Genomic DNA, 20,523 nt, shown 5'->3' with positions numbered 1-20,523 from the left:
CTTATGGAGCGGTCTTAGGGGTATCAGCTGTACAAGAACTCCCATCATTCGTACAGATCAAAGGAGATCGTCAATGACCACCATGCAAGCTGCAGTAGTTACGGAATTCGGAACCGACCTTAAGGTCATGGAAGTGGAACACCCGACGCCGGGTCCCGGCCAGGCGCTGGTCCGCCTCATTACCTCGGGGGTATGTCATACCGACCTGCACGCCGCCGAGGGCGACTGGCCGGTCAAGCCGACGCCACCCTTTATCCCGGGCCATGAAGGTGTGGGAGAGGTAGTGGCCGTTGGCGAAGGCGTCACGGACGTTGCCATTGGCCAGTTGGTGGGCAACGCCTGGCTGTGGTCTGCCTGCGGGGACTGCCAGTACTGCCGGACCGGGTGGGAGACCCTGTGTGAGTCGCAGGAGAACGGCGGCTACAGCGTGGACGGCTCGTTTGGCGAATACATGCTGGTGGATACGCGTTTTGCGGCGCGGATTCCCGAAGGCTCGGACCCGGTGGAAGTTGCTCCGGTGCTGTGTGCCGGAGTCACCGTGTACAAGGGCCTGAAAATGACAGAGACCAGGCCCGGCCAGTGGGTCACCATCTCCGGCATCGGCGGCTTGGGGCATATCGCGGTGCAGTACGCGGTGGCCATGGGGCTTCGCGTCGTTGCCGTGGACATTGCAGACGACAAGCTTGCTCTCGCCCGCGAGCACGGCGCCGAACTGACGGTCAACGCCCTGCACGAGGACCCGGCGGAAGTCATTCAGCGGGAAACCGGCGGTTGCCACGGGGTGCTGGTGACGGCTGTGCATCCTTCGGCCTTTGGACAAGCGATCGGTATGGCACGTCGTGGCGGAACGATTGTCTTCAACGGGTTGCCACCAGGCGACTTCCCTGCGCCGATCTTCGAGATCGTCCTCAAGGGCCTCACGGTCCGCGGTTCGATTGTGGGAACACGCCAGGACCTTGAGGAGGCCTTGGAGTTCTACGCCCAGGGAAAGATCAAGCCGACGGTCTCTACCAGGGAACTCTCCGAAGTCAACGCGGTTTTTGACGAGATGAAGCACGCCAAGATCGACGGCCGTGTGGTGCTGAAGTTCTGATGAACAACATCAGCTTGGAAGCCGCGGTGACGTTGCCTGGGGAGAATTTCTCCCGGGTGGCGCTCACCGCGGTGTCCGTGGAACTGCTCCACAAGCTCTGGAAGCAGCACGGGCCGCTCATGTTCCATCAGTCGGGCGGCTGCTGCGACGGCTCTGCCCCCATGTGCTTTCCGGCGGGGGAGTTCCTGACCGGTGATTCCGATGTCCTCCTCGGTACGTTCGATATCGGAGCCGGAGGGGAGCCGCAGCCGCTCGACTTTTGGATGTCCAAGGAGCAGTTCAACTACTGGTCCCACACCCATCTGACGGTGGATGTAGTGGACGGCCGCGGCAGTGGATTCTCGGTGGAATCACCCGAGGGCAAACGGTTCCTGATCCGTTCCACCCTCATGGACTGGGACGTCCCAAGCTTTTGACCTGATGTGACGGGGGCAACGCGTCCCCGTCACACCAGCCACAGCAGCCACGCCTATTCCGGGGTCGTCTCACTATCTGGGATAAATATGGCCGTCCATTGGCCGGACACTATTCTTGATGAGTCCTATACCACTCCCATCCAGAATGTGGCATTTTTATGAACATTTTCAGGACCAAGTCAATCGAGCAGTCGATCGCCGATGCCGACGAACCCGGTCGCAAGCTCAAGCGCAGCTTGAGCACCTGGGACCTCATGATCATGGGCGTCGCCGTTGCTGTCGGCGCCGGCATCTTCTCGGTAGGCGCCAAGGCTGCTGCAAACTTTGCCGGCCCCGCCGTCACCATTTCCTTCGCCATCGCCGCTGTCACGTGTGCTTTGGCCATCATGTGCTACGCCGAATTCGCTACAGCGATCCCCGTGGCCGGCTCCGCCTACGTGTTCACGTACGCCACCATGGGCGAGGTCCTGGCATGGATCATCGGCTGGAACCTCATCCTCGAACTCTTCACCGCCGCTGCCGTGATCGCCAAGTACTGGGGAATTTACCTCAGTACGGTCTTTGGCCTGATGGGCGTGGAGATGCCACCGTCAATCCAGGTCGCCGGCATTGACCTCTACTGGGGTGCTTTCCTCATTGTCGCGATCTTCACCGTGCTGCTGGTGCTGGGGACAAAGTTGTCCGCCCGCGTCGGCAACGTCTTCACGCTGATCAAAATCGCCGTGGTGCTGTTCGTGATTGTGGTTGGCTTCAGCTACGTGAAGTTCTCCAACTACACCCCCTTCGTCCCGGCCTCTGAGCCCACCGATTCCGGTGCCGCCGACGTCATGAAGCAGTCCTTCTTCGGCTTCCTCACAGGCGCCGCTCCGGCCCAGTACGGAACGCTGGGCGTCTTCGCCGGCGCAGCCCTGGTCTTCTTCGCCTTCATCGGCTTCGACGTGGTTGCAACCTCCGCGGAAGAGGTCAAGAACCCGCAGAAGACCCTTCCGCGCGGCATCTTTGGTGGCCTTGCCGTAGTGACGCTGCTGTACATCCTGGTCTCCCTTGCGCTGACCGGCATGGTTTCCTACACGCAATTGGCCGAGGTGAAGAACCCCACCCTCACCACAGCTTTCGAGGCCGTGGGCAACACGGATGCTGCCAAGGTCATCGCCTTCGGTTCCTTGGTGGGCTTGACCACCGTGATCATGGTGCTGCTCATGGGCCTGTCCCGTGTGGTCCTTGCCATGAGCCGCGACGGACTCCTGCCGCGCTCGCTTTCCAAGACCAGCGAAAAGCGTTCCACTCCGGCCCGTTTGCAGATCATCTGTGGCGCAGCGGTGGCCGTAGTGGCAGGTGTCACCAAGGTGGACTTGCTCGAGGAAATGATCAACATCGGAACGCTCTCCGCGTTCGTGATGGTGAGCCTGGGCATCCTGGTGCTGCGCAAGAAGCGTCCGGACCTGAAGCCAGCTTTCCGTGTCCCGTTCGGCAAGGTCCTGCCGTGGGTCTCCGCTGTGCTCTGCTTCTACTTGATGACCAACCTTGCTGTTGAAACCTGGATCTTCTTCGCGATCTGGTTGGTCATTGGCATGGGCATTTACTTCGCCTACGGCCAGCGCCACTCACGGCTGAACGAGAAGTTCGCTGCGGCCAAGGCCTCCGTGAACGCTGCTCCGGAAAGCCGCCAGGTCGACGGCGACGAGGACGAAGACAGCTACACGAAGGTCTAAACCAATCGCTGCAGCTTGTCAGACAGCTGCACTTACTGGCTCCAGAAGTCAGCTCCATGAAGCGCCCGGGAACCATCGGTTTCCGGGCGCTTTTGCGTGCTCTCGCCAGCACCAGCGCAGTTACGGCGCCGCATGCTGACCGACCCATTCCACCAGCGGCCTCAGCACTTCCCATCGGGCAGCGATATCGTCACGGGCTGCGGGAGTGGACAACCACTCCGGCTGACCCACCTCTACGCTGGCTGACAAGGACTTGTGCTTGAGCAGCTCAGCTCGTGGATGGTCTTTATCCAAACCACGTGGAACGGTTTTGAGTTTCTCGCCCTCAATGGCGAAGCCCGACGCTGCCACCGCATCAACGATTCCCTGGAGCTCCAATCCACTGTCCGGAGCATCCACTGCGGCCCGGAACCGCGCCAGCTGCGCCGGAGTGTGCGAGTGGTAGCCCCCGCCGATCAGCAGGCCATCCGCACTGATCTGGACGTAGTAGCCAACGCCCTCCTGCGTGGCGGCAAAGGCACCTTGGGCAGACTTGTACGGCGACTTGTCCTGGGAGAACCGGATGTCCCGGTTGGGGCGAAAAATCTTGGCCAGCCCGAACTGCGGCTCCAACTCTGAAAGGAGAGCTGTCAGCGGCTCCTTGACCTCGGCGTCGTACGTCTCTTTATGCTCCAGCCACCACTCACGGTTGTTGTTCTCTTCAAGCTCAGCGTAAAAGCGGAATGCGGCAGTAGTGATGCCTTCGAATGTGCTCATAGAAGGATCCTAAGGACGCCACTGCCGGCCAAACCATAGGCCACCAGTGCTATGTGGAAAACAAAAAGATCACCCCGCCGCGGAGATCCGCAGCGGGGTGATCAGGAAATGCAGTAGAGCAAAGACGCTTAGAGCTTGTTGGCTGCTTCGGCGTCGGACTCGGTCTGGCCTGCACCGAGGTTGGCGCGGAGCTTGGCACCGAGCTCGGAGTCAACGTTGGTCCAGTACTGGATTGCGCGTTCCTTGATGTCGGCGGTCTTCACGCCGCCAACGGCACCGGTGATGGTTTCCAGGAGGCGGGCCTTGGCAGCGTCGTCGTAGACCTCGCGGTACAGGGTACCGGCCTGGCCGAAGTCGTCGTCCTCAGCGTGCAGGGTGTGGGCGGAGAGGGTGAGCTCGCCGTCGTTCTCCCAGCCACCGGCCGGGGAGGTGGGCTCAACAGCAGCCGGGCCACCAACAGAGTTCGGTGCGTACACCGGGGTGGAGGGGGAGTTGAACAGGAAACGACCCTGGCCATCCTGGCTGTAGTTGTTGACCTGGTTCTTGGGCTGGTTCACCGGGATCTGGGCGTGGTTGGTACCCACGCGGTAACGGTGTGCATCGGCGTAGGAGAAGATGCGGGCCTGCAGCATCTTGTCCGGGGAAGCGGCAATACCCGGAACGAAGTTCGACGGCGCGAAGGTGGCCTGCTCGATCTGCGCGAAGTAGTTCTCCGGGTTCTTGTTCAGCTCCATGGTGCCCACGTGGATCAGCGGGTAGTCAGAGTGCGGCCACACCTTGGTGAGGTCGAACGGGTTGAAGCGGTACGTCTTGGCGTCCTCGTAAGGCATGACCTGGACGTGCAGTTCCCAGGAGGGGAAGTTGCCGTCGGCGATGTTTTCCTGGAGGTCGCGGATGTAGAAGTCTGCATCCGAGCCGGCCAGCTGCTCAGCCTGGTCACCGGTGATGGTCTTGACGCCCTGGTTGGACTTGAAGTGGTACTTGACCCAGAAACGCTCGCCGGCGGCGTTGATCCACTGGTAGGTGTGCGAGCCGTAGCCCTGCATTTCACGCCAGGAAGCCGGGAGGCCGCGGTCGCCCATGAGCCAGGTGACCTGGTGTGCGGACTCGGGGGAGAGGGTCCAGAAGTCCCACTGCATGTCAGCGTCACGCAGGTGGCTGCCCGGGAGGCGCTTCTGGGAGTGGATGAAGTCCGGGAACTTGATGCCGTCGCGGATGAAGAAGACGGGGGTGTTGTTGCCAACGAGGTCGTAGTTGCCCTCGGAGGTGTAGAACTTCACTGCGAAACCGCGGGGGTCGCGCCAGGTGTCGGGAGAACCGTTCTCGCCCGCAACAGAGGAGAAACGGATCAGCATGTCCGTCTCGGTGCCCGGCTGCAGGAAGGCTGCCTTGGTGTAGGCCGAAACGTCCGAGGTGGTCTTGAACGTACCGAAAGCGCCGCCACCCTTGGCGTGCACTACACGCTCCGGGACCCGCTCGCGGTTGAACTGTGCGAGCTTTTCCACCAGGTAGTGGTCGGTGAGGATGATGGCACCGTCAGCGCCGACGGACTTCGAGTGCGCGTCGGAGGTAACGGGTGCACCTGACTGGGTTGTTGAAATAGCAGTCATTGTTCTCCTTTTTTCTTATTTCTGAGTTACGGAAGTTACGGGAAGCTGTTGTTTGGACTGGCAGTCCTGGCAGATGCCTTGGTACAGGACGTCTGCGATCTGGATGGTCATGGGCTTGGAATTCTCATCCCAGTGCGGTGTGAGGCACGGTGCGTGTCCCACGGCGCAATCCACGTCTTCGACCTTGCCGCAGCTGATGCACACGGCGTGATGGTGGTTGTCACCAACCCGGGTTTCGTAAAGCGCCGGGGAGTGCGGGGGTTCGAAACGGCGCAGCATCTGCAGGTCCGTCAGGTCGCTGAGCACTACGTAAACGGACTGCGCCGTCAGTTCAGGAAGCTCTTTGCGCGCAGCGGCAAGAATGCCTTCTGCCGGTGAATGCGGATGGTGCTGGACTGCGGCGAGCACTGCCAGCCGCTGTTTGGTCACACGCCGGCCGTGGGCATGCAGGGCGGCTGCCCATTCTGCTTGCTCGGCTGTGTGATCTGTCATGCATTTATTGAAACACTTATTTTGAGGAGTTCACAATAAGGCAAGGCTAACTTCAGGCAAATTTAAGAGGCCTTCCAAGGGATTGACCTGTTCGGCGGCTGAGCGGCCCACGGCATGGACCCGCAACGGAGCACCAGGCTCTTCGCCTTCCAAGGCAACACAACTGAATCCACTGGACCCACCGGTCGGCGGAAGAGCGGCCAGGGCTGCACCGATCGCCAACAACTCTGCCGGACGGACCTCGCTGATGGCTGCCAGCTTCCTGACAGGTTCCAGAACGGTGTGGCGTGGTCCCGCCTCCACCGCCCGGACCAGCGGACCGGGACCGGAAACAGGCTCGACGGCGGCACCGGCCACAGCGGCGGAGCCCACCACAGTCTCCGGCCTGGCCAGTCGCAGTGCCTCACGCATGGCGGCGTCTGTGGCTTCCATATCGTGGTCCGGTTCGCCCTTCCGGCGGTGCGCCGGAAGGGAAAGCTGGTGTCCCGGCGTCGTGGTTTCTCCGTCCCACCGCCCGAAAAGGTGGAACGTGGGCGTTGACGATTCCGCCACCGGCTCCCCGATTGCCGACCCCAAGGGATGCCATTGGTGGGCAAACATGATGGCGCACCGGGTGGCGCCCAGGACGTCGGCCAAAGCCGCACGGACCAGGTCGTGGCAGAAGAGCCAGTCGGCGGCGGAGGGGCGTGCGAACTCTGTTGACGGGTCCGAGAGCCTGATCAGCACATGCGCGGCAGTGAGAGGGTGACGTGGCCTGGCGATCTCCCAAAAGGCCGAACGGTACAGCAATTGTCGCGATGTGACCATGTCAACTCCTTCCCCCGGGTGAGCCTACCAAGCGGAGCGCCACAGGTGTGAGAGACCAAGCGGGGTGACGGGAGGCCGCCGGAAAGCTCGCTTAAGGTAGGACGGTGGCGAAACTACTGGCAGACATCACCCCGCTGAGGGAGAGCCCGGCATTCAGGCGGCTCTGGCTGGGCGCATCCGTGGCTGCCATCGGTACCCAACTGACCTTGGTGGCAGTCAGCCTGGAGGTCTACCGGCTCACCCAGGAGAGCTTCTACGTGGGCCTTCTAGGTATCTTCGCGCTGGTTCCCTTGGTGTTCGCCGGACTCTACGGTGGGTCCATCTCGGACGCCTATGACCGCCGCAAAGTGGCCATCATCGCCTCCCTCGTCCTCTGGGCAACCACCGCGGGGCTCGCTCTGCAGGCATGGCTGGAGATCGGCAACATCTGGATCCTCTACGCACTGGTGGCAATCCAAAGTGGAGCACAGGGCATCAACGGTCCCGCCCGCAGCGCCATCATTCCGTTGCTGGTCCGTAAGGACCTGCTCCCTGCCGCCAACGCCCTGAGCATGCTGACCTTCGGCCTGTCCATGACCGCCGGACCGCTCCTGGCCGGCGTTCTGGTGGCGACCATCGGCTTCGGCTGGACTTACACGATCGATGTCATCAGCTTTACGTTCGCCCTCTGGGGCCTGTTCAAGCTTCCGGCCTTGCCGCCGTCCAAGGATGCCGTGCGGCCCGGGCTGCGATCCGTGGTGGAAGGATTCCGCTTCCTGGGTACCCGCCCCAACGTCCGCATGACGTTCATCATCGACCTCATCGCCATGATCTGCGCCCAACCGCGTGCTCTGATGCCTGCCATCGGGGCGGTCATGATCGGCGGAGGCGAAGCCACAGTGGGTGTACTGCTTGCGTCAACGGCCGTCGGTGCTTTCCTTGCCGGTCTGTTCTCCGGCCCGCTGGGCAGGGTGCGAAAACAGGGCAGTGCCGTGGTGTGGTCCGTGGTGGGCTGGGGAGCGTCCATTGCCGGTTTCGGGCTGGTGGTGCTGCTCGCGGGCGATGCAGGCCGCGACGGCGTGACCGCCTGGTTGGTCCCAGCAGCCCTCTGCTGTGCCCTGGCTGGCATTTCGGACTCTGTCAGCGCCGTATTCCGCACCACCATCCTCCAATCGGCCACGCCTGATCACCTGCGGGGCCGGCTGCAGGGAGTGTTCATTGTGGTGGTGGCGGGCGGTCCCCGCGTGGGGGACATGCTGGCCGGCGGCGTCACGCAGTTCCTGAGCGAAGGCGGCGTGCTGCTCCTGGGCGGGCTGCTCTGCATCGTCCTGGCGTGGGTGGCTTCGCGACTCCAACCCGGGTTTGTTGCCTACGATGCCAAGCATCCGGTGCCCTAGCGCTAACGGGTCACCCCGCCACCGTAGGCTGGGAACGGAACACGACGACCGGCGTCGGCGTTAATCCGTACAGAACCTGCTGGAGCCGACGGAAGAGGCAAGACAACAGTGCATCGACACAACAATGGACTCAAGACCGCGGCGCTGTTCGGTGTGTTGTGGGCGGTGTTGTTGGGTTTGGGTGCCATCATCGCAGCGGGAACGCGCAGCACTACGCCCATCTGGATCATGGCCTTGATCGGCGTCGGCACCACCGCCTACGGATACTGGAACAGCGACAAGATCGCCATCCGTTCCATGGCCGCCTACCCGGTCACCGAAGCCCAGGCCCCTCAGCTGTACCAGATCGTCAGGGAGCTCTCCGTCAGGGCCAACAAGCCAATGCCGCGGATCTATTTGTCGCCCACCATGACCCCCAACGCCTTTGCCACCGGCCGCAACCCCAAAAATGCCGCCGTGTGCTGCACCGAAGGAATCCTGCATCTGCTGGACGCACGTGAGCTCAGGGGAGTGTTGGGGCATGAACTGATGCACGTGTACAACCGCGACATCCTGACTTCGTCGGTGGCTGCTGCCGTGGCCGGAGTCATTACCTCCGTGGGGCAAATGCTGCTGATCTTCGGCAGCGGGGACCGACGCAACGCCAACCCGCTGGCCACGATCGCCATGGCATTGCTGGCGCCGTTCGCGGCTTCGCTGATCCAGATGGCCATCTCCCGCACTCGGGAGTACGACGCCGATGAGGACGGCGCCGAGCTCACCGGCGATCCGCTGGCACTCGCCTCAGCCCTGCGCAAGATCGAGTCCGGCGTCACCCAGCTGCCGCTCCCGCAGGACCAGAAGCTCGTCAACGCGTCGCATCTCATGATCGCCAACCCGTTCCGCGGCGGCGGCATGCGGCGGATGTTCTCCACCCACCCGCCCATGAAAGAACGGATCAGCCGCTTGGAACGGATGGCCGGCCGCCCGCTGTCCTAGGCCGCCCGCTGTCCTAGGCCGCCCGCTGTTCTAGGTTCCCCACTGTCCTGGGTTCATTGTGAACCGGTCCGCCCGGACTACGCGAACAGCCCCTCGCCGATGAAGCCACCCTGCCGGACACCCGGAGGCACGGCAAAGAGTCCAGAGCCCGTGTGCTTCAAGTACTCCACGGACAGGGTGTCGCTCTTGGCCAAGGCCAGCTGCATCGGGACATAGTGGGTCCGTGGGTCCTTCACGAACGCGATGAAGAACAACCCGGCGTCCAAATGGCCCAGCCCGTCCGAGCCGTCCGTAAAGTTGTAGCCGCGCCGCAGCATCCTCACGCCGGCATTCTGGTCCGGGTGGGCCAGCCGCATGTGGGAGTCCATGGCGATCAGCGGATCACCGTCGCGGCCCGCCAACGCGAAATCGGGGGTGGTGAATTCGTCCCCGCCCGACAGTGGGGCGCCCACACCCTTGGTCCGGCCGATCAGCCCTTCCTGTTCGCGCAGCGACGTACGGTCCCAAATTTCGATGTGCATCTGAATCCTGCGGGCCACCAGGTAGCTGCCGCCGGTCATCCATTGCTCGCTGGGCCGGGAGTCGGATGGAACCCACACGTGCTCATCAAGCAGCGCTTTGTCTTCGACCTTGAGGTTGTTGGTGCCGTCCTTGAAACCGAAGAGGTTTCGGGGTGTCACCTGCGCGCGCGACGTGGAAGAGGTGCGTCCAAAGCCCAGTTGCGACCACCGAACCCGCACCTTGCCGAAACCGATTCTGGCAAGGTTGCGGATGGCGTGGACAGCAACCTGGGGATCGTCCGCGCACGCCTGGATCACGATGTCGCCACCAGTACGCCCGGGTTGAAGGTCGTCGCCGGGAAAATGCGGGAGATCGATCAAAGCCTCCGGACGCCGGCCATCCAAGCCAAACCGTGCCTTCCCGTCTTTTTCGAACAGCCCCGCACCAAAACCAAACGTCAGGGTCAGTTTTGCCGCGGGAAGGTCCAACGCCTCGCCGGTGTCTTCCGGAGGGGCATCGTACGGTCCGTCGACGGCGCCTGTCCTGCCCGTGGGGTTTCCGGTGGTCATGGCTTCAGCCGCGACCGTCCAGTCCTTGAGGAGTTTGATGAGTTCCTTGCGGTCCTCAGTGGTGACATCGAAGGCAGCCATGTGCAGGCGGTCCTGGGCCGGGGTAGTGATACCGGCCTGGTGATCGCCGAAGAACGGCACCACGGCCTCGCCGGCACCGGTATCCGCAGCCGCGGCACCTGCCGTCAAAGCGTCATGCCCCAGGAATCCAGCGGCCAATCCAGCCACTGCTCCTGCACCGCCCACTCCAGCCAGCGAGAGCAGGCCGCGACGCGACATACGGGAACTGCCCGCAGCAGCGGAAGCTACCGAACCGCCGTCGGACGCTTCCCGGGAAGTTACGACGGCGGTCGACTCGCGGGAACGTTCGACGCCGACGGCCTCACCGGGGTGTTCAGCGTCCCCGGGGTTGCCGCCAGCGTGCCCGAAGGGGCAGCCGCTCACAGCACCACGGCTGCGGTGAGCTTGGAGAGGGGCTCACCCAGCGAATCGACCAAGGCCGCGAGCTGCTGGACCTGCTCCTGGCTCAGCTCGTTGTAGTAGACAAAGCCGTCGCCCTTGGCGTGCTTCTTGAGCTCGGATTGCAGGGCCGTGAACTTCTCGTCCAAGGACTTGGCGAGTTCAGCGTCCTTCTGCTCCAGAGCCGGCCTCAAGTTCTCGAAAGCGATGCGGGCGCCGTCAACATTGGCCTGGAAGTCCCAGAGATCGGTGTGGGACCAGATCTCCTCTTCGCCGGTGACCTTGCCGGTAGCAACTTCATCGAGCAGTTCCTTGGCGCCGTTGCCGAGCTTGTCCGGGGTCAGTTCCACCGTGCGGGTGCGGGTGACCAGGTCCTCGGTGTCGGTCACCAGTTGCGTGGAAATGGCGGTGCGCTCGGCGGGGGTCATGGCGGTGTACTCGGCCGGCGGGAAGAGGTCCTTCTCGGCGCGGTGCCAGCCGGTCCACTCCTGGCCGGGCTCAAGGTCTGCCTCGCGGGCATCAAGCTTGGGGTCCAGGTCACCGAAGGATTCGGCTACCGGTTCGATTCTCTCCCAGTGCATGCGGGTGGAAGCGTAGAGGTCGCGGGCCTTGGCTGCGTCACCGGAGGCGAAAGCCTCGGCGAAGGCCTTGGTGCCCACGATCAGCTGCTCGGTCTGGTCCTTGACGTAGGCGGCGTACTGCTGGGATCCGTTGTCCAGGAGCTTCTGGAAGTCGGCATCCACGCTGGGCTTGGTACCGGATTCGGTGACCTCGAAGGAAGCGCGGATACCCTCGCCCTGCATCCCGGGCTTGCACGCCGTGTTGTACTTGCCGGCCGGCGCCGTGACCACCAGGTTGCGGGTGATGCCGGGACCGATGTTCTCCACCTCGCCCAGGATCCGCAGGCCGTCCTCGGCCAGCAGGTAGAACTCGGTGACCTCCGTGCCCTCGTTCTTCACGGCAAAGGTGAGGTTGCCGCTGGGCGCTGTTCCCGTAGACACCTTGCACTCGTTGGCGGTGCTGCTGACCTGGATGGGCCCGTCGGTGGCGCCTGTGGTTTTGGTGTTGTCTGTGCAGCCGGCAAGTACCAAGGGCACAGCTGCGGCCGCGCCGATCACGGCGAGGGTCCGGCGAAGTGTGGGCGATCCGAGCATGAGTGGGTCCTTTATGTTGAGGGTAAGCGGGCTGCCGGAGTGACCCGGAAATCTCGGGTGCTTCAGGCCTGCGTTGCGACAGCCGGGGCTGACGTGTTGGCGGCCTTGGGCGGCGATGAACGGTTGGCCCTGAGATAGAGGAACAGGACCGGGACGACGTAGAGCACCCAGGCCGCCGCTTCCAACCAAGTGGTGGCGGGGGAGAAGTTCAGGGTGCCCTTGAGCAGGGTGCCGTACCAGGACGACGGCGGAATGGCGGCTGAGACGTCGAAGGCCAGGTTGTTCAATCCGGGCAGAATGCCGGCTTCCTGGAGATCGTGGATTCCATAGGCCAGGACGCCGCCGGCAATGATGATCAGGCCCACGCCGGTCCAGGTGAAGAAGCGGCCGAGGTTCACTTTCAGGACACCCCGATGCAGGAGGTATCCCAAGCCGGCTGCCGTGATGAGGCCCAGTAGTGCGCCGAGCAGGGGCAAAGTGGTTTCGCCGGTAGCCTGGGCTGCAGCCCAGATGAACAACGCTGTTTCGAGGCCTTCCCGGCCCACGGCCAGTGCCGCAACTACCACAAGGCCCCAGGCGGCGCCGTCGGCCGCTTTGTCTACCTGCGAGCGGAGTTCACCGCCGAGGCTGCGAGCGGTCCGGGCCATCCAGAAAACCATCCAGGTCACCAAGGCGACGGCCACGATGGACAAGCCGCCACCGATCGCTTCCTGGGCCTCGAACGTGAGGCCGCGTGGGCCAAAGGTCAGCAGCGCGCCGAAGCCAAGCGAAATGGCAATGGCGAGGCCGACGCCCATCCACACCCGGGAGATCAGGTGCCGCCTGCCTGTCTTGATGAGGTAGGCCATCAGGAGCACCACGATCAGTGATGCCTCAAGGCCTTCACGCAGGCCGATCAGGTAATTGGCGGTCATGGATTTTCTTTCGCTAAGGGAGCCGTACTTAGGCTCACCTAAGGATGAAGAATACTGTGACTTGACTATTACGCAAAGTAATCATGTGCTAATGCGCGCGCTCATTACGACAGTCGGTGTACTTTGGGCAGCAAAAAGCCGGCGTACAGGCCCTGGGTGGGGCTGCACGCCGGCTTTTCGGACGGTGCTGGGACTAGCTGCGGAAGTTCACGAACTGCAGGTCGGCCTCGTCGAACTTCTTCAGGATGTTCATGGTTTCCTGAAGGTCGTCACGGGACTTGGAGGTCACGCGGAGTTCGTCGCCCTGGATCTGGGACTTGACGGACTTGGGGGCTTCATCGCGGATGATCTTGTTGATCTTCTTGGCGATGTCCTGGGCAATGCCTTCCTTGATGGTGCACTCCAGTCGGAATTCCTTACCGGAGGGGAAGGGCTCGCCCTGGTCCAGGGACTTGAGCGAGATGCCGCGCTTGATCAGCTTGGACTGGAAAACATCCAGGACAGCAAGGACGCGGTCCTCGGAGTTGGCCTTCATGAGGATCTTCTCGCCGCTGAAGTCGATCTCCGCGCCAACGCCCTTGAAGTCGTATCGCTGCGCGATTTCCTTCTGAGACTGGTTCAGTGCGTTGGCGACCTCTTGCTTGTCTACCTTGCTGACGACGTCGAATGTGGATTCGCCTGCCATGACTCTCCTTAGGTTGGGGGCCCTGTGAGGGCGGGTTGGTCTGGCATCCAGCCTAGTACGGAAGGTGCTGCTTGGGGCTGCGGAGCGCATTCACAGTTCGCTCACAGCACATGCAAGGTTGGAACTGAGGCTGCCGGTTGAGAGTTGTACGTGTTGGAAGAACGCATAGTGGAGGATCAGCATGAGCAGCAAGGCCGTCCAGTCCATCAGTAAATCCGCATCTGCAGCAGCGGGCTTCCTTGGCACGGCTGCAGTTGCCGCAGCCAGCGCTGTTGCGGCGGCGGCTGTTGCGGCTTCGATCGTCCTGAGCCCGGTACCCGATGCCACTGCACGCATGGACGGGGTGCACGCCGACCTGCTGCGGGCTGTGCAACTCAACCAGATCACCGCCGAGCAGGCCGAGAAGTTCGAAGCGAAACTCGCCGGCCGGATCCTCGGGGAAGCCTGACCTACCGCGAAATCCCGGGCGTTTTCCCTCGATTAGATTCTTCGCAGAAAGTTCTGTAAGGTTGTCTCTGCCTTCGGTTACCGGATCTAAAAGAAACGGTGTCCGGAAGTGATCTTCTTTTGAAGTTCGGCAGATTACCCGAGCGGCCAAAGGGGGCTGACTGTAAATCAGCTGGCAACGCCTACGGGGGTTCGAATCCCTCATCTGCCACAATCCCGGAATACCGGGGAATTTAGACCCGTTCGGATCTCTTCGGAGGTCCGGGCGGGTCTTTTTGTTGGGGAAAATGTGGGGGAAGTGTCCGAATCAGGCACCAAACGCGCGTGCGTAGGCTGCGGTCACGTCGTCCTTCAGACGTTCGTCCTTCACCACGTCAAAGTACAGGTCCGAGGTGACCGTGATTGTCGAGTGACCGAGGAACCTGGACACGACGGGGAGCGGGATGCCGTTCTGAAGCATGATTGTTGCGGCCAAGTGTCGGAGGCTGTGGAAAACCACTTTGGGCAGTCCCGCGCGTTCTGCCATGCGCCCGAAAGTCTTGGATACATTGGCCGGAACCAGCGGGGCACCCAACGCGTCCGTAAACACCAGATCCTGACCGTTCTGCCAAGCCTCCCCCGAAGCGAGCCGTTCACGGGCCTGCTGAGCCTTCCGGGCTTTCAGGACGTCCGGGACCCACCCGGCGAGGGGCACCCAACGATCCTGCCCCGCCTTGGTCTTTACCGGCTGAAACACAACCTCCTTAGCCTGAAGCTGAGCTTGCTGCCGAACCACCAGAGCGCCGGACTCGAGATCCACATCTGACCAGCGAAGTCCGCACACCTCCCCGAGCCTGAGGCCGGTCCCCACAGCAAGCAGAATCAACGGGGCGAGCCGCTCCGGGCGCCCTTCCGATTCCTGGCCTTCCATCCATTGCCGGAACGCGGTGAACTGTTCAGGAGTCCAGACGTCCCGCCGTTCACCGGCAGCCTTGGCCACGTGAGCGCCGATCGTGGGGTCACGCTGAATAAGACCCTTCCGGAGAGCGTCGCGGGCTGCTGAGCGGAGCGTGGCCATGATCCGGCGCTCAGTTGACGCGCTCACTTGCTGATTGAGCGGCTTCCCGGCATTCGCCTTGCGGATCTTCACCAACATCACGTCAATATGGGACGCCTTCAGCTCCGTCAGCCTGAGTTTTCCCAGCTCGGGAATCAGGTAGTTGTCCAAGTGCCCGCGATATGAGCGGATCGTGGCCGGGCGGATCGACTTGGCCGACTCTTTGGCGGTGAGCCATTGGCGGAGGTAATCGGCCACGGTGTCTTTCCTGCGGTCCGCCTCAAGGGTGCCTTCCTTGTGTGCTCGGATCACCTTGGCGCGGGCGTCCTTGGCTGCCTCCTGATCAGGGAAGCCGGACTCTGCAACGCGGATCCGCTTGCCGTCCTGCCCGGGCGGGAACTCCACGGTGAATGCCCATTTGTGACGCTTGCAGCGTGCCGGGCAATCGGCCTTGCAGCGTTGGTAGACGCCAGTTGCTCTAGCCATTTCTTTACTTCCTTTCGCCGGTTTCTTACTCGTTGACGTTCTTGGGGCGCCCGCGCTCCGGGGTGCCTTCCAAGAGTCCTTGTTGCCGGGCCGTCCGGACCCAGTACTTTGCCCGCTTGTCGCTTCCGTCGGTCAGGCCGGGGTCCCCAAGTTCCGCCGCCATGCGCTCAGCCACGATCCGCACGGGGTTCCGTTCCCCGCCTCTCAGTGCCGCGTTATAGATCCTGGCCACGGTCGCGTAATGGTCGGGGCCGTAGTGGGAGGGGCGTCCTGCCTTCCTTGGCTCCTGCAGGGCCGTTGCGGCTGCCTCGAACGGGGAGGCGTCGGCGGCGTCAGTGCCCATCCGGTGAAGCATGTACTGAAGCCGGTGCCGCGTCTCCCGGATAGCGGCGCCAATGTTTGCTGTCCGCCACCCTTCCGCCGAAACGGGGGCGCCGTCGACGGGTCGCCATTCGGCCGATACGGCTGCCGGGGTCGCCGTTCCGGTGTCCGGTTCGATGCGCCACCTAACGGTGATCTCCCAAGGGGCCGTCTCATCCTCCGTGCCGACGAGCAAAGCGCCGTCCGGGGGCAATTCAAGCGCTTCGAATACTGCTTGCCACTCTGCGAACGTCCCGGCCCTCCTGCCACCTTGTCGAACGGGGACGCCAATTTCGTATGACTCTGTCATTGCTGCCTTTCAGACCATTTGAACCGTCAGGGTATTGGTCCGCATAAGTGGACCTAAATTGGACGGCTTCTCTGACAATCATAGGGTAACAATGGATGCGTGAACACATCACTGACTACCCAAGAGGTATTAGACCTTCCTCCGTCAATAGAGCTAGATACTGCGTGCAAGGCGCTCGGCATCAGCAAGGCCACGGGCTACAGGCTGGTGAAGGCCAATGCCTTCCCCTGTCCTGTATTCCGGCTGGGTCGCGTGATCCGAGTCCCCAAGCCCGGTCTGTTGCGGGTGCTCGGTCTGGATCCAGCAGTGTCGGGAACCAACGGCTAATGGCTTGGGCTACCGCAACGTGAACGCCGCATTTGAACAGTGGCCGAAGCTGTCAGACCGGGCATTCCGAGTGCTCGTCTACATGGCCAAGGAAGCACGCGACGAGGGAAGCCCCGTGTACTGGGGAGGCTGGGGAAAACTCGCCACTGAAGCTCTCGGCAAATGCCTTCCGGAACGCTCGCCCGGTATGCCCGAGGCTGAGTTTGAGCAAGCCACCCGTAGCGCCGTGAAGTCACAGCAGGAGATCGTTCGCAGGGCCGTCGCGGAGCTGGTACGGGCGGGAGCCATCAGGCCCGAAGGCCGGGGAAGAACGGGAAGCAATGCCCGTTACGCGCTTGTCATGGACCCGGACAAGCCCAACGAAACGTAGGGGTCAGCCCCAACGGTCCAGCGGGGTAGTGCCCCAACGGTCCAGCGGGGTAGTGCCCCAACGATTCAGCGGGGCCTAAAGAGAAGAACAGAGAAGGAACAGAGAACAACAGAAAATCCTCGTCCGAATCCCGGAGGGTTCGGACAAGAAAGAACCGTAACGCGCGAGCTGCGCTCACCGCTTCCGGGTAGGTCCGGAGCACTTGAAAGGAAGCAACATCATGAGCACGACTGAACAGAAGATTGACGAGCTGCTTACCGGCTTCGAGCAGGCCCTTGCTCAGGGGCAAGATCCACGGTCGGCCGTCGGCCTCCTAAAGCACGTCCAGATGCACGGAACACCAGCTCAGAACATGCGCCGGGAGAGGCTTATCGAAAGCGCTGGGCATCGATTCCCAGCTACGGGCAAGCCCACCAAACCCGCAGACCCTCTGGAGGAGATCATCAGGCGCGGAATGGGGATCCAATAATGGCGGACAAGGAGCGCCCAGCGCCTGCCACGGCAGCAAAGCTGCGGGCCGAAATCCTTCGGGATGTAGCGGCTGAACGGGCACGGATCGCCGACGCCGAAAGGCAGGCCCGGGAGAGCATCGACAAGAAGGAAGCGGCCTTCAGCGTTCTTGCCAAAGCCCATAGTGAGAAGGCGCGAAAGGCCCGGGAGGCCTACCAGCCCGAACCTATGGCGCCGGAGCCGCCAGACATACGACAGGAAAGCGCGCTACTGCACAGGATGCTCGTCGCAAAGGATGGGGCGGAAAGCATGGAACGGCGTGCGCTCGGTGCTAATCGGCTTCAAATCGAATCCGAATGGAACCGCTCCCTACCCGGCCTTGCAGCTGCGGCGCAGGAAGCTCTCAAGCCAGTCGAAGATCTCCTTGCCGTGCTCAGGGACTGGAGTTCCTTGCTCAAGGAGGCCCGAAGGGCCGAAATGCTGGTCAGTGGTCGGCGGTCATCGAATGGACCAGCTGAGCGAATGAGGAGAGACCTAACCATCTTGGATCTCGCGGAGCTGGCAGCAGGGTCGGACGTGCTGAAGCCAGTGACTCAGCTTCTACGGCCAGACCAGACACCGGTAACCGGTTCAGGAGTCCAGGAGGAAGAGCGCTTCACCTCTCGTGAAGAGGCTGCAAAGCGCGCCCATGCCCGACAGGGCGGGCTAAGGAGATGGCTTTGACCGAAATAGGCCAGAATGACCGCCTTACGAGAAATCAGCTCGCAGGGCTTGAAGCTCTGGCCGTCACCAGCAGCACCAGAGAGGCGGCTGCGCGGGTGGGAGTCAGTGAGCGGACTCTCAGGCGTTGGATGGGGCAGGCCGCGTTTATGGCGGCCTACAGGGCGCAAACGCGGGAAGTCAGCGCCCATGCTCTGCAGAGCCTCATGGCGGCTCAGCAAGAGGCCGTGCAGGTCCTCAGGGACGGGCTTGCCGCTGACTCCATACCAACGCGCATCCGTGCCGCTTCTCGGCTGCTGGAAATCGGCTTGAAGGTTCGGGAGCACGACATCGAAGAACGGCTAGAAGAGCTTGAGAGGAGGGCCGCGTCATGGCAGCAATCAAACGAACTCGTCAGGAGAGGCTGAGCGCACTGGAGTTTAGGGGTGGCGTGCTCGCGGGAAGGGCGGGGCGCAGGCTCCGGCTGCGGGACTTCGGAGAGCTTGGCAAGCTCACTGCAAAGGCCTTTGTGACCTTTGAGCGGATCCGCTGGGAGCGCGGGCAGGAAGCGAGCGCCCACCAGCTCCTGCGGGCCGTGTCATTCGCTCAGGCGGCCATGAGCTATCCGGAGCAAATCACGGAAAGGCTCCGGGGCGAACTGCGGGCCATGTTCAGCCCCACGCTGCCCAAGCAGATTGGCCATCGATGGCAGGCGGACAAGCATCCGGATGCTTTGGCACTCTTTGACGAGTTGGTGAGGAGGGGCCATCTGTGAGGCCTCTTTTTGTTGGGGGATTGTGGGGGAAGAGCCGTTTGTTGGGGAAAACAGGAGAGAACAGGAGCGGCTTGCCTTCCGGGAGATCCCCTGAAAACAAGCCGCTCCTGTGTAGTCCTGCTAAGTGCTGATAACTCAGCGGTGACAACTGTAAATCAGCTGGCAACGCCTACGGGGGTTCGAATCCCTCATCTGCCACCCAAAGAAAATCCCCGGAACCACTGGTTCCGGGGATTTTTTGTGTGTCCAGCAACCTCTTGTCTGGGAACCTCTTGGCCGGCGGCTTCCCAGTCCAAAGATCCCGGCGTTGTTCGCCGGCGCACCCGTTGTGCGGCCGGTCCTTCGACCGATCGTGGGTCCGGCCGTGCCGCCACCACCCACTTTGACGCTGGAAGCAGGGAGACGCGCCGTAATCACCGGTGTGTCATGCCATCTGGGCTCGCAATGTCGGTGGTGACGGTACGGGATCCAGCGGGACGCCCCGCCTAAACCTCTCGCTCCCGCCCGAATTCCGTGGTCTGCCTGACCGACGTGGCTTCCCGGAGCTCGGCGATCTCCATCCTCAGGGCCGCGATCTCGGTTACCAGGTCAGCCATCTCTGCCCGAACGGGTTCCTCGGCTGCGGCGGCTTTCACTTCGGCTGCCGCTGCCACCCCCTCAGCATTCTCCTCAATCCGTTGAACCAGCCAGGAAGCGATGGATGCTGTGACAATACCGAGCACCGCGATGCCGCTCATCATGAGGGCCGCGGCCACGATCCTGCCGATGGGGGTCACGGGATACAGGTCTCCGTAGCCAACGGTGGTGATGGTGGTGACGGCCCACCAGGCGGCGTCACCGAAATTGAGGATCTTGGCGTCGGGGTCATTCTGTTCGACATCCAGTACGGCCAGTGCGCCGATGAGGATGAGCATCGCGGCTGCACCTGCCACGTAGGTGGCAACCCGCCCGCGCAGGGTTTCGCCCACGGTGCGCTGAAGAACGGACAGCAAAGTGACCAGGCGGAGCAGCCGCAGGGGCCGGAAAAAGGGGAGTACCACGATCAGGAGTTCGTGCAGGTTCCAGAGGAACCACCGCATCCTGTCTTCGGCAAGCCAGAGGTTGACGAAGTAGTCCAGCGCAAAGATGCCCCACGTAATCCAGAGGACAATCTCGAATGGCACCGCAGCGGCGCCGTTCACGCGGCCGATGACCTGCCATGCATAGGCAGTGAGGAAAATCAGTGCCGTGGCCATGAGGGGCCATTCCACCAGGTCCCGGTATCGCGCTTGTGTCATAGGGGAATACTAGCCACCGCAAGCGCCTCAGCCCGGACGGGACGAAAGGACGGGCCTCTTGGGGGGTAGGCCTGCGCCGTACAAGCTCAGGCGGCGGGAGTCTCCAGCCAGTATCCGTCGAGGTGGTGGATCAGCTGCCTGCCGAGGCCGCCCTTGAGTTGGATCCACAGCGTGCTCCGGTCCTCGGTCATGCCGTCGATGGTTCCCTCGATGCGGTTGCCGCGGGCGTCCTGGAGGACGACGTTCTGGTGGCGTGAAAGTTCGGGCCAGACCTGGCCCTGTGGCCTGGTGGTTTGCAGCGTGCTCAAAGGGTCCCCCTTGTATGGTCATTCAACAGACGAGTTTCAGATATTCTGCATGGCTTTGATGAACCGGCGGTAAACGTTAGTGCAAACGTTGGACATAAAGCACGTCATGGACTACCGGTCTGTCCATCATGCGGTCCCCGCCTTTCGCGTGAAGTT

23 protein-coding genes and 1 tRNA gene are annotated in these 20,523 nt (G+C 62.5%); 12 read left to right on the top strand and 12 right to left on the bottom strand.

The genetic code is table 11. The features are described from left to right. The first annotated feature begins 82 nt into the window (after positions 1–82). The 3 genes from adhP to AB4Y77_RS03695 all read left to right on the top strand — a co-directional run bounded on the left by adhP (position 83) and on the right by AB4Y77_RS03695 (position 3,221). The gene (gene adhP, locus AB4Y77_RS03705) at positions 83–1,093 is read left to right on the top strand and encodes an alcohol dehydrogenase AdhP (protein ID WP_442013058.1); all 1,011 of its coding nucleotides are present in this window, start codon (positions 83–85) and stop codon (positions 1,091–1,093) included. After that, positions 1,093–1,509, top strand: coding sequence for a DUF779 domain-containing protein (locus AB4Y77_RS03700; protein WP_311214639.1), 417 nt, complete (start codon positions 1,093–1,095; stop codon positions 1,507–1,509). Before adhP ends, AB4Y77_RS03700 begins: the two co-directional genes overlap by 1 nt. Positions 1,510–1,667: 158 nt before the next feature. Further along, complete coding sequence (locus AB4Y77_RS03695) at positions 1,668–3,221, top strand: APC family permease (RefSeq protein WP_311214638.1); 1,554 nt, start codon at positions 1,668–1,670, stop codon at positions 3,219–3,221. 120 nt (positions 3,222–3,341) lie between these two features. On the opposite strand, the gene AB4Y77_RS03690 is transcribed toward AB4Y77_RS03695, so the two are convergent. The 4 genes from AB4Y77_RS03690 to AB4Y77_RS03675 form a co-directional block, all read right to left on the bottom strand. Then, a complete protein-coding gene (locus AB4Y77_RS03690; RefSeq protein WP_442012985.1) occupies positions 3,342–3,977 on the bottom strand; it encodes a DUF2461 domain-containing protein in 636 nt (211 codons plus the stop codon). A gap of 128 nt (positions 3,978–4,105) precedes the next feature. Beyond that, a complete protein-coding gene (locus AB4Y77_RS03685; RefSeq protein WP_311214636.1) occupies positions 4,106–5,587 on the bottom strand; it encodes a catalase in 1,482 nt (493 codons plus the stop codon). 15 nt (positions 5,588–5,602) lie between these two features. Then, positions 5,603–6,079, bottom strand: coding sequence for a Fur family transcriptional regulator (locus AB4Y77_RS03680; protein WP_017199873.1), 477 nt, complete (start codon positions 6,077–6,079; stop codon positions 5,603–5,605). A 30-nt stretch (positions 6,080–6,109) separates the two neighbouring features. Continuing rightward, positions 6,110–6,886, bottom strand: a complete 777-nt coding sequence (locus AB4Y77_RS03675; protein WP_311214635.1) for a hypothetical protein — start codon at positions 6,884–6,886, stop codon at positions 6,110–6,112. 104 nt (positions 6,887–6,990) lie between these two features. Between AB4Y77_RS03675 and AB4Y77_RS03670 the strand changes: the two genes are divergently transcribed. After that, complete coding sequence (locus AB4Y77_RS03670; RefSeq protein ID WP_442012984.1) at positions 6,991–8,262, top strand: MFS transporter; 1,272 nt, start codon at positions 6,991–6,993, stop codon at positions 8,260–8,262. 108 nt (positions 8,263–8,370) lie between these two features. Continuing rightward, positions 8,371–9,240 carry a zinc metalloprotease HtpX gene (gene htpX, locus AB4Y77_RS03665; RefSeq protein ID WP_311214633.1) on the top strand — a complete coding sequence of 290 codons (870 nt, stop codon included), beginning with the start codon at positions 8,371–8,373 and terminating at the stop codon, positions 9,238–9,240. 77 nt (positions 9,241–9,317) lie between these two features. Here the strand turns inward: htpX and efeB are convergent, their stop codons facing one another. The 4 genes from efeB to AB4Y77_RS03645 form a co-directional block, all read right to left on the bottom strand. After that, positions 9,318–10,754, bottom strand: coding sequence for an iron uptake transporter deferrochelatase/peroxidase subunit (gene efeB, locus AB4Y77_RS03660; protein ID WP_442012983.1), 1,437 nt, complete (start codon positions 10,752–10,754; stop codon positions 9,318–9,320). Beyond that, a complete protein-coding gene (gene efeO / locus AB4Y77_RS03655) occupies positions 10,751–11,923 on the bottom strand; it encodes an iron uptake system protein EfeO (RefSeq protein ID WP_311214631.1) in 1,173 nt (390 codons plus the stop codon). Before efeO ends, efeB begins: the two co-directional genes overlap by 4 nt. Before the next feature lie 62 nt (positions 11,924–11,985). Continuing rightward, a complete protein-coding gene (efeU, locus tag AB4Y77_RS03650) occupies positions 11,986–12,837 on the bottom strand; it encodes an iron uptake transporter permease EfeU (RefSeq protein ID WP_311214630.1) in 852 nt (283 codons plus the stop codon). Between the two features lie 193 nt (positions 12,838–13,030). Then, the gene (locus AB4Y77_RS03645) at positions 13,031–13,522 is read right to left on the bottom strand and encodes a YajQ family cyclic di-GMP-binding protein (protein ID WP_311214629.1); all 492 of its coding nucleotides are present in this window, start codon (positions 13,520–13,522) and stop codon (positions 13,031–13,033) included. A gap of 181 nt (positions 13,523–13,703) precedes the next feature. Between AB4Y77_RS03645 and AB4Y77_RS03640 the strand changes: the two genes are divergently transcribed. Together AB4Y77_RS03640 and AB4Y77_RS03635 are read left to right on the top strand one after the other, a co-directional pair. Continuing rightward, positions 13,704–13,970, top strand: coding sequence for a hypothetical protein (locus tag AB4Y77_RS03640; RefSeq protein WP_442012982.1), 267 nt, complete (start codon positions 13,704–13,706; stop codon positions 13,968–13,970). 128 nt (positions 13,971–14,098) lie between these two features. Continuing rightward, a tRNA-Tyr gene (locus AB4Y77_RS03635) sits at positions 14,099–14,180 on the top strand. A gap of 96 nt (positions 14,181–14,276) precedes the next feature. On the opposite strand, the gene AB4Y77_RS03630 is transcribed toward AB4Y77_RS03635, so the two are convergent. Together AB4Y77_RS03630 and AB4Y77_RS03625 are read right to left on the bottom strand one after the other, a co-directional pair. After that, the gene (locus tag AB4Y77_RS03630) at positions 14,277–15,491 is read right to left on the bottom strand and encodes a tyrosine-type recombinase/integrase (RefSeq protein WP_442012981.1); all 1,215 of its coding nucleotides are present in this window, start codon (positions 15,489–15,491) and stop codon (positions 14,277–14,279) included. 25 nt (positions 15,492–15,516) lie between these two features. After that, positions 15,517–16,161, bottom strand: a complete 645-nt coding sequence (locus AB4Y77_RS03625; RefSeq protein ID WP_442012980.1) for a hypothetical protein — start codon at positions 16,159–16,161, stop codon at positions 15,517–15,519. A 409-nt stretch (positions 16,162–16,570) separates the two neighbouring features. On the opposite strand from AB4Y77_RS03625, the gene AB4Y77_RS03620 reads away from it, so the two are divergent. From AB4Y77_RS03620 to AB4Y77_RS03600, 5 genes are all read left to right on the top strand, one after another. Next, complete coding sequence (locus AB4Y77_RS03620; protein ID WP_442012979.1) at positions 16,571–16,858, top strand: hypothetical protein; 288 nt, start codon at positions 16,571–16,573, stop codon at positions 16,856–16,858. A gap of 220 nt (positions 16,859–17,078) precedes the next feature. Continuing rightward, positions 17,079–17,327 carry a hypothetical protein gene (locus AB4Y77_RS03615; RefSeq protein ID WP_442012978.1) on the top strand — a complete coding sequence of 83 codons (249 nt, stop codon included), beginning with the start codon at positions 17,079–17,081 and terminating at the stop codon, positions 17,325–17,327. Continuing rightward, positions 17,327–18,031, top strand: coding sequence for a hypothetical protein (locus AB4Y77_RS03610; RefSeq protein ID WP_442012977.1), 705 nt, complete (start codon positions 17,327–17,329; stop codon positions 18,029–18,031). Before AB4Y77_RS03615 ends, AB4Y77_RS03610 begins: the two co-directional genes overlap by 1 nt. Next, positions 18,028–18,435, top strand: a complete 408-nt coding sequence (locus tag AB4Y77_RS03605) for a hypothetical protein (RefSeq protein ID WP_442012976.1) — start codon at positions 18,028–18,030, stop codon at positions 18,433–18,435. The genes AB4Y77_RS03610 and AB4Y77_RS03605 overlap by 4 nt, the downstream gene beginning before the upstream one ends. Beyond that, positions 18,399–18,782, top strand: coding sequence for a hypothetical protein (locus AB4Y77_RS03600; RefSeq protein ID WP_442012975.1), 384 nt, complete (start codon positions 18,399–18,401; stop codon positions 18,780–18,782). The genes AB4Y77_RS03605 and AB4Y77_RS03600 overlap by 37 nt, the downstream gene beginning before the upstream one ends. Before the next feature lie 485 nt (positions 18,783–19,267). Here the strand turns inward: AB4Y77_RS03600 and AB4Y77_RS03595 are convergent, their stop codons facing one another. Together AB4Y77_RS03595 and AB4Y77_RS03590 are read right to left on the bottom strand one after the other, a co-directional pair. Further along, positions 19,268–20,059 carry a potassium channel family protein gene (locus AB4Y77_RS03595; protein ID WP_442012974.1) on the bottom strand — a complete coding sequence of 264 codons (792 nt, stop codon included), beginning with the start codon at positions 20,057–20,059 and terminating at the stop codon, positions 19,268–19,270. 86 nt (positions 20,060–20,145) lie between these two features. Further along, positions 20,146–20,367 carry a hypothetical protein gene (locus AB4Y77_RS03590; protein WP_089595880.1) on the bottom strand — a complete coding sequence of 74 codons (222 nt, stop codon included), beginning with the start codon at positions 20,365–20,367 and terminating at the stop codon, positions 20,146–20,148. Positions 20,368–20,523 lie beyond the last annotated feature (156 nt).

The sequence above is a fragment of the Paenarthrobacter sp. YAF11_1 genome (assembly GCF_052113445.1).
GTDB lineage: Bacteria > Actinomycetota > Actinomycetes > Actinomycetales > Micrococcaceae > Arthrobacter.
Note: the sequence above shows the minus strand (reverse complement) of the source record. Positions and strands in the feature narration are given on the sequence as shown.

Excerpts from the sequence above, each read along its gene's own strand:
- adhP (WP_442013058.1), top strand. The coding sequence starts at position 83 with ATGCAAGCTGCAGTAGTTACGGAATTCGGAACCGACCTTAAGGTCATG.
- AB4Y77_RS03700 (WP_311214639.1), top strand. The coding sequence starts at position 1,093 with ATGAACAACATCAGCTTGGAAGCCGCGGTGACGTTGCCTGGGGAGAAT.
- AB4Y77_RS03695 (WP_311214638.1), top strand. The coding sequence starts at position 1,668 with ATGAACATTTTCAGGACCAAGTCAATCGAGCAGTCGATCGCCGATGCC.
- AB4Y77_RS03690 (WP_442012985.1), bottom strand. The coding sequence starts at position 3,977 with ATGAGCACATTCGAAGGCATCACTACTGCCGCATTCCGCTTTTACGCT.
- AB4Y77_RS03685 (WP_311214636.1), bottom strand. The coding sequence starts at position 5,587 with ATGACTGCTATTTCAACAACCCAGTCAGGTGCACCCGTTACCTCCGAC.
- AB4Y77_RS03680 (WP_017199873.1), bottom strand. The coding sequence starts at position 6,079 with ATGACAGATCACACAGCCGAGCAAGCAGAATGGGCAGCCGCCCTGCAT.
- AB4Y77_RS03675 (WP_311214635.1), bottom strand. The coding sequence starts at position 6,886 with ATGGTCACATCGCGACAATTGCTGTACCGTTCGGCCTTTTGGGAGATC.
- efeO (WP_311214631.1), bottom strand. The coding sequence starts at position 11,923 with ATGCTCGGATCGCCCACACTTCGCCGGACCCTCGCCGTGATCGGCGCG.
- efeU (WP_311214630.1), bottom strand. The coding sequence starts at position 12,837 with ATGACCGCCAATTACCTGATCGGCCTGCGTGAAGGCCTTGAGGCATCA.
- AB4Y77_RS03645 (WP_311214629.1), bottom strand. The coding sequence starts at position 13,522 with ATGGCAGGCGAATCCACATTCGACGTCGTCAGCAAGGTAGACAAGCAA.
- AB4Y77_RS03640 (WP_442012982.1), top strand. The coding sequence starts at position 13,704 with ATGAGCAGCAAGGCCGTCCAGTCCATCAGTAAATCCGCATCTGCAGCA.
- AB4Y77_RS03630 (WP_442012981.1), bottom strand. The coding sequence starts at position 15,491 with ATGGCTAGAGCAACTGGCGTCTACCAACGCTGCAAGGCCGATTGCCCG.
- AB4Y77_RS03625 (WP_442012980.1), bottom strand. The coding sequence starts at position 16,161 with ATGACAGAGTCATACGAAATTGGCGTCCCCGTTCGACAAGGTGGCAGG.
- AB4Y77_RS03620 (WP_442012979.1), top strand. The coding sequence starts at position 16,571 with ATGGCCAAGGAAGCACGCGACGAGGGAAGCCCCGTGTACTGGGGAGGC.
- AB4Y77_RS03615 (WP_442012978.1), top strand. The coding sequence starts at position 17,079 with ATGAGCACGACTGAACAGAAGATTGACGAGCTGCTTACCGGCTTCGAG.
- AB4Y77_RS03610 (WP_442012977.1), top strand. The coding sequence starts at position 17,327 with ATGGCGGACAAGGAGCGCCCAGCGCCTGCCACGGCAGCAAAGCTGCGG.
- AB4Y77_RS03600 (WP_442012975.1), top strand. The coding sequence starts at position 18,399 with ATGGCAGCAATCAAACGAACTCGTCAGGAGAGGCTGAGCGCACTGGAG.
- AB4Y77_RS03595 (WP_442012974.1), bottom strand. The coding sequence starts at position 20,059 with ATGACACAAGCGCGATACCGGGACCTGGTGGAATGGCCCCTCATGGCC.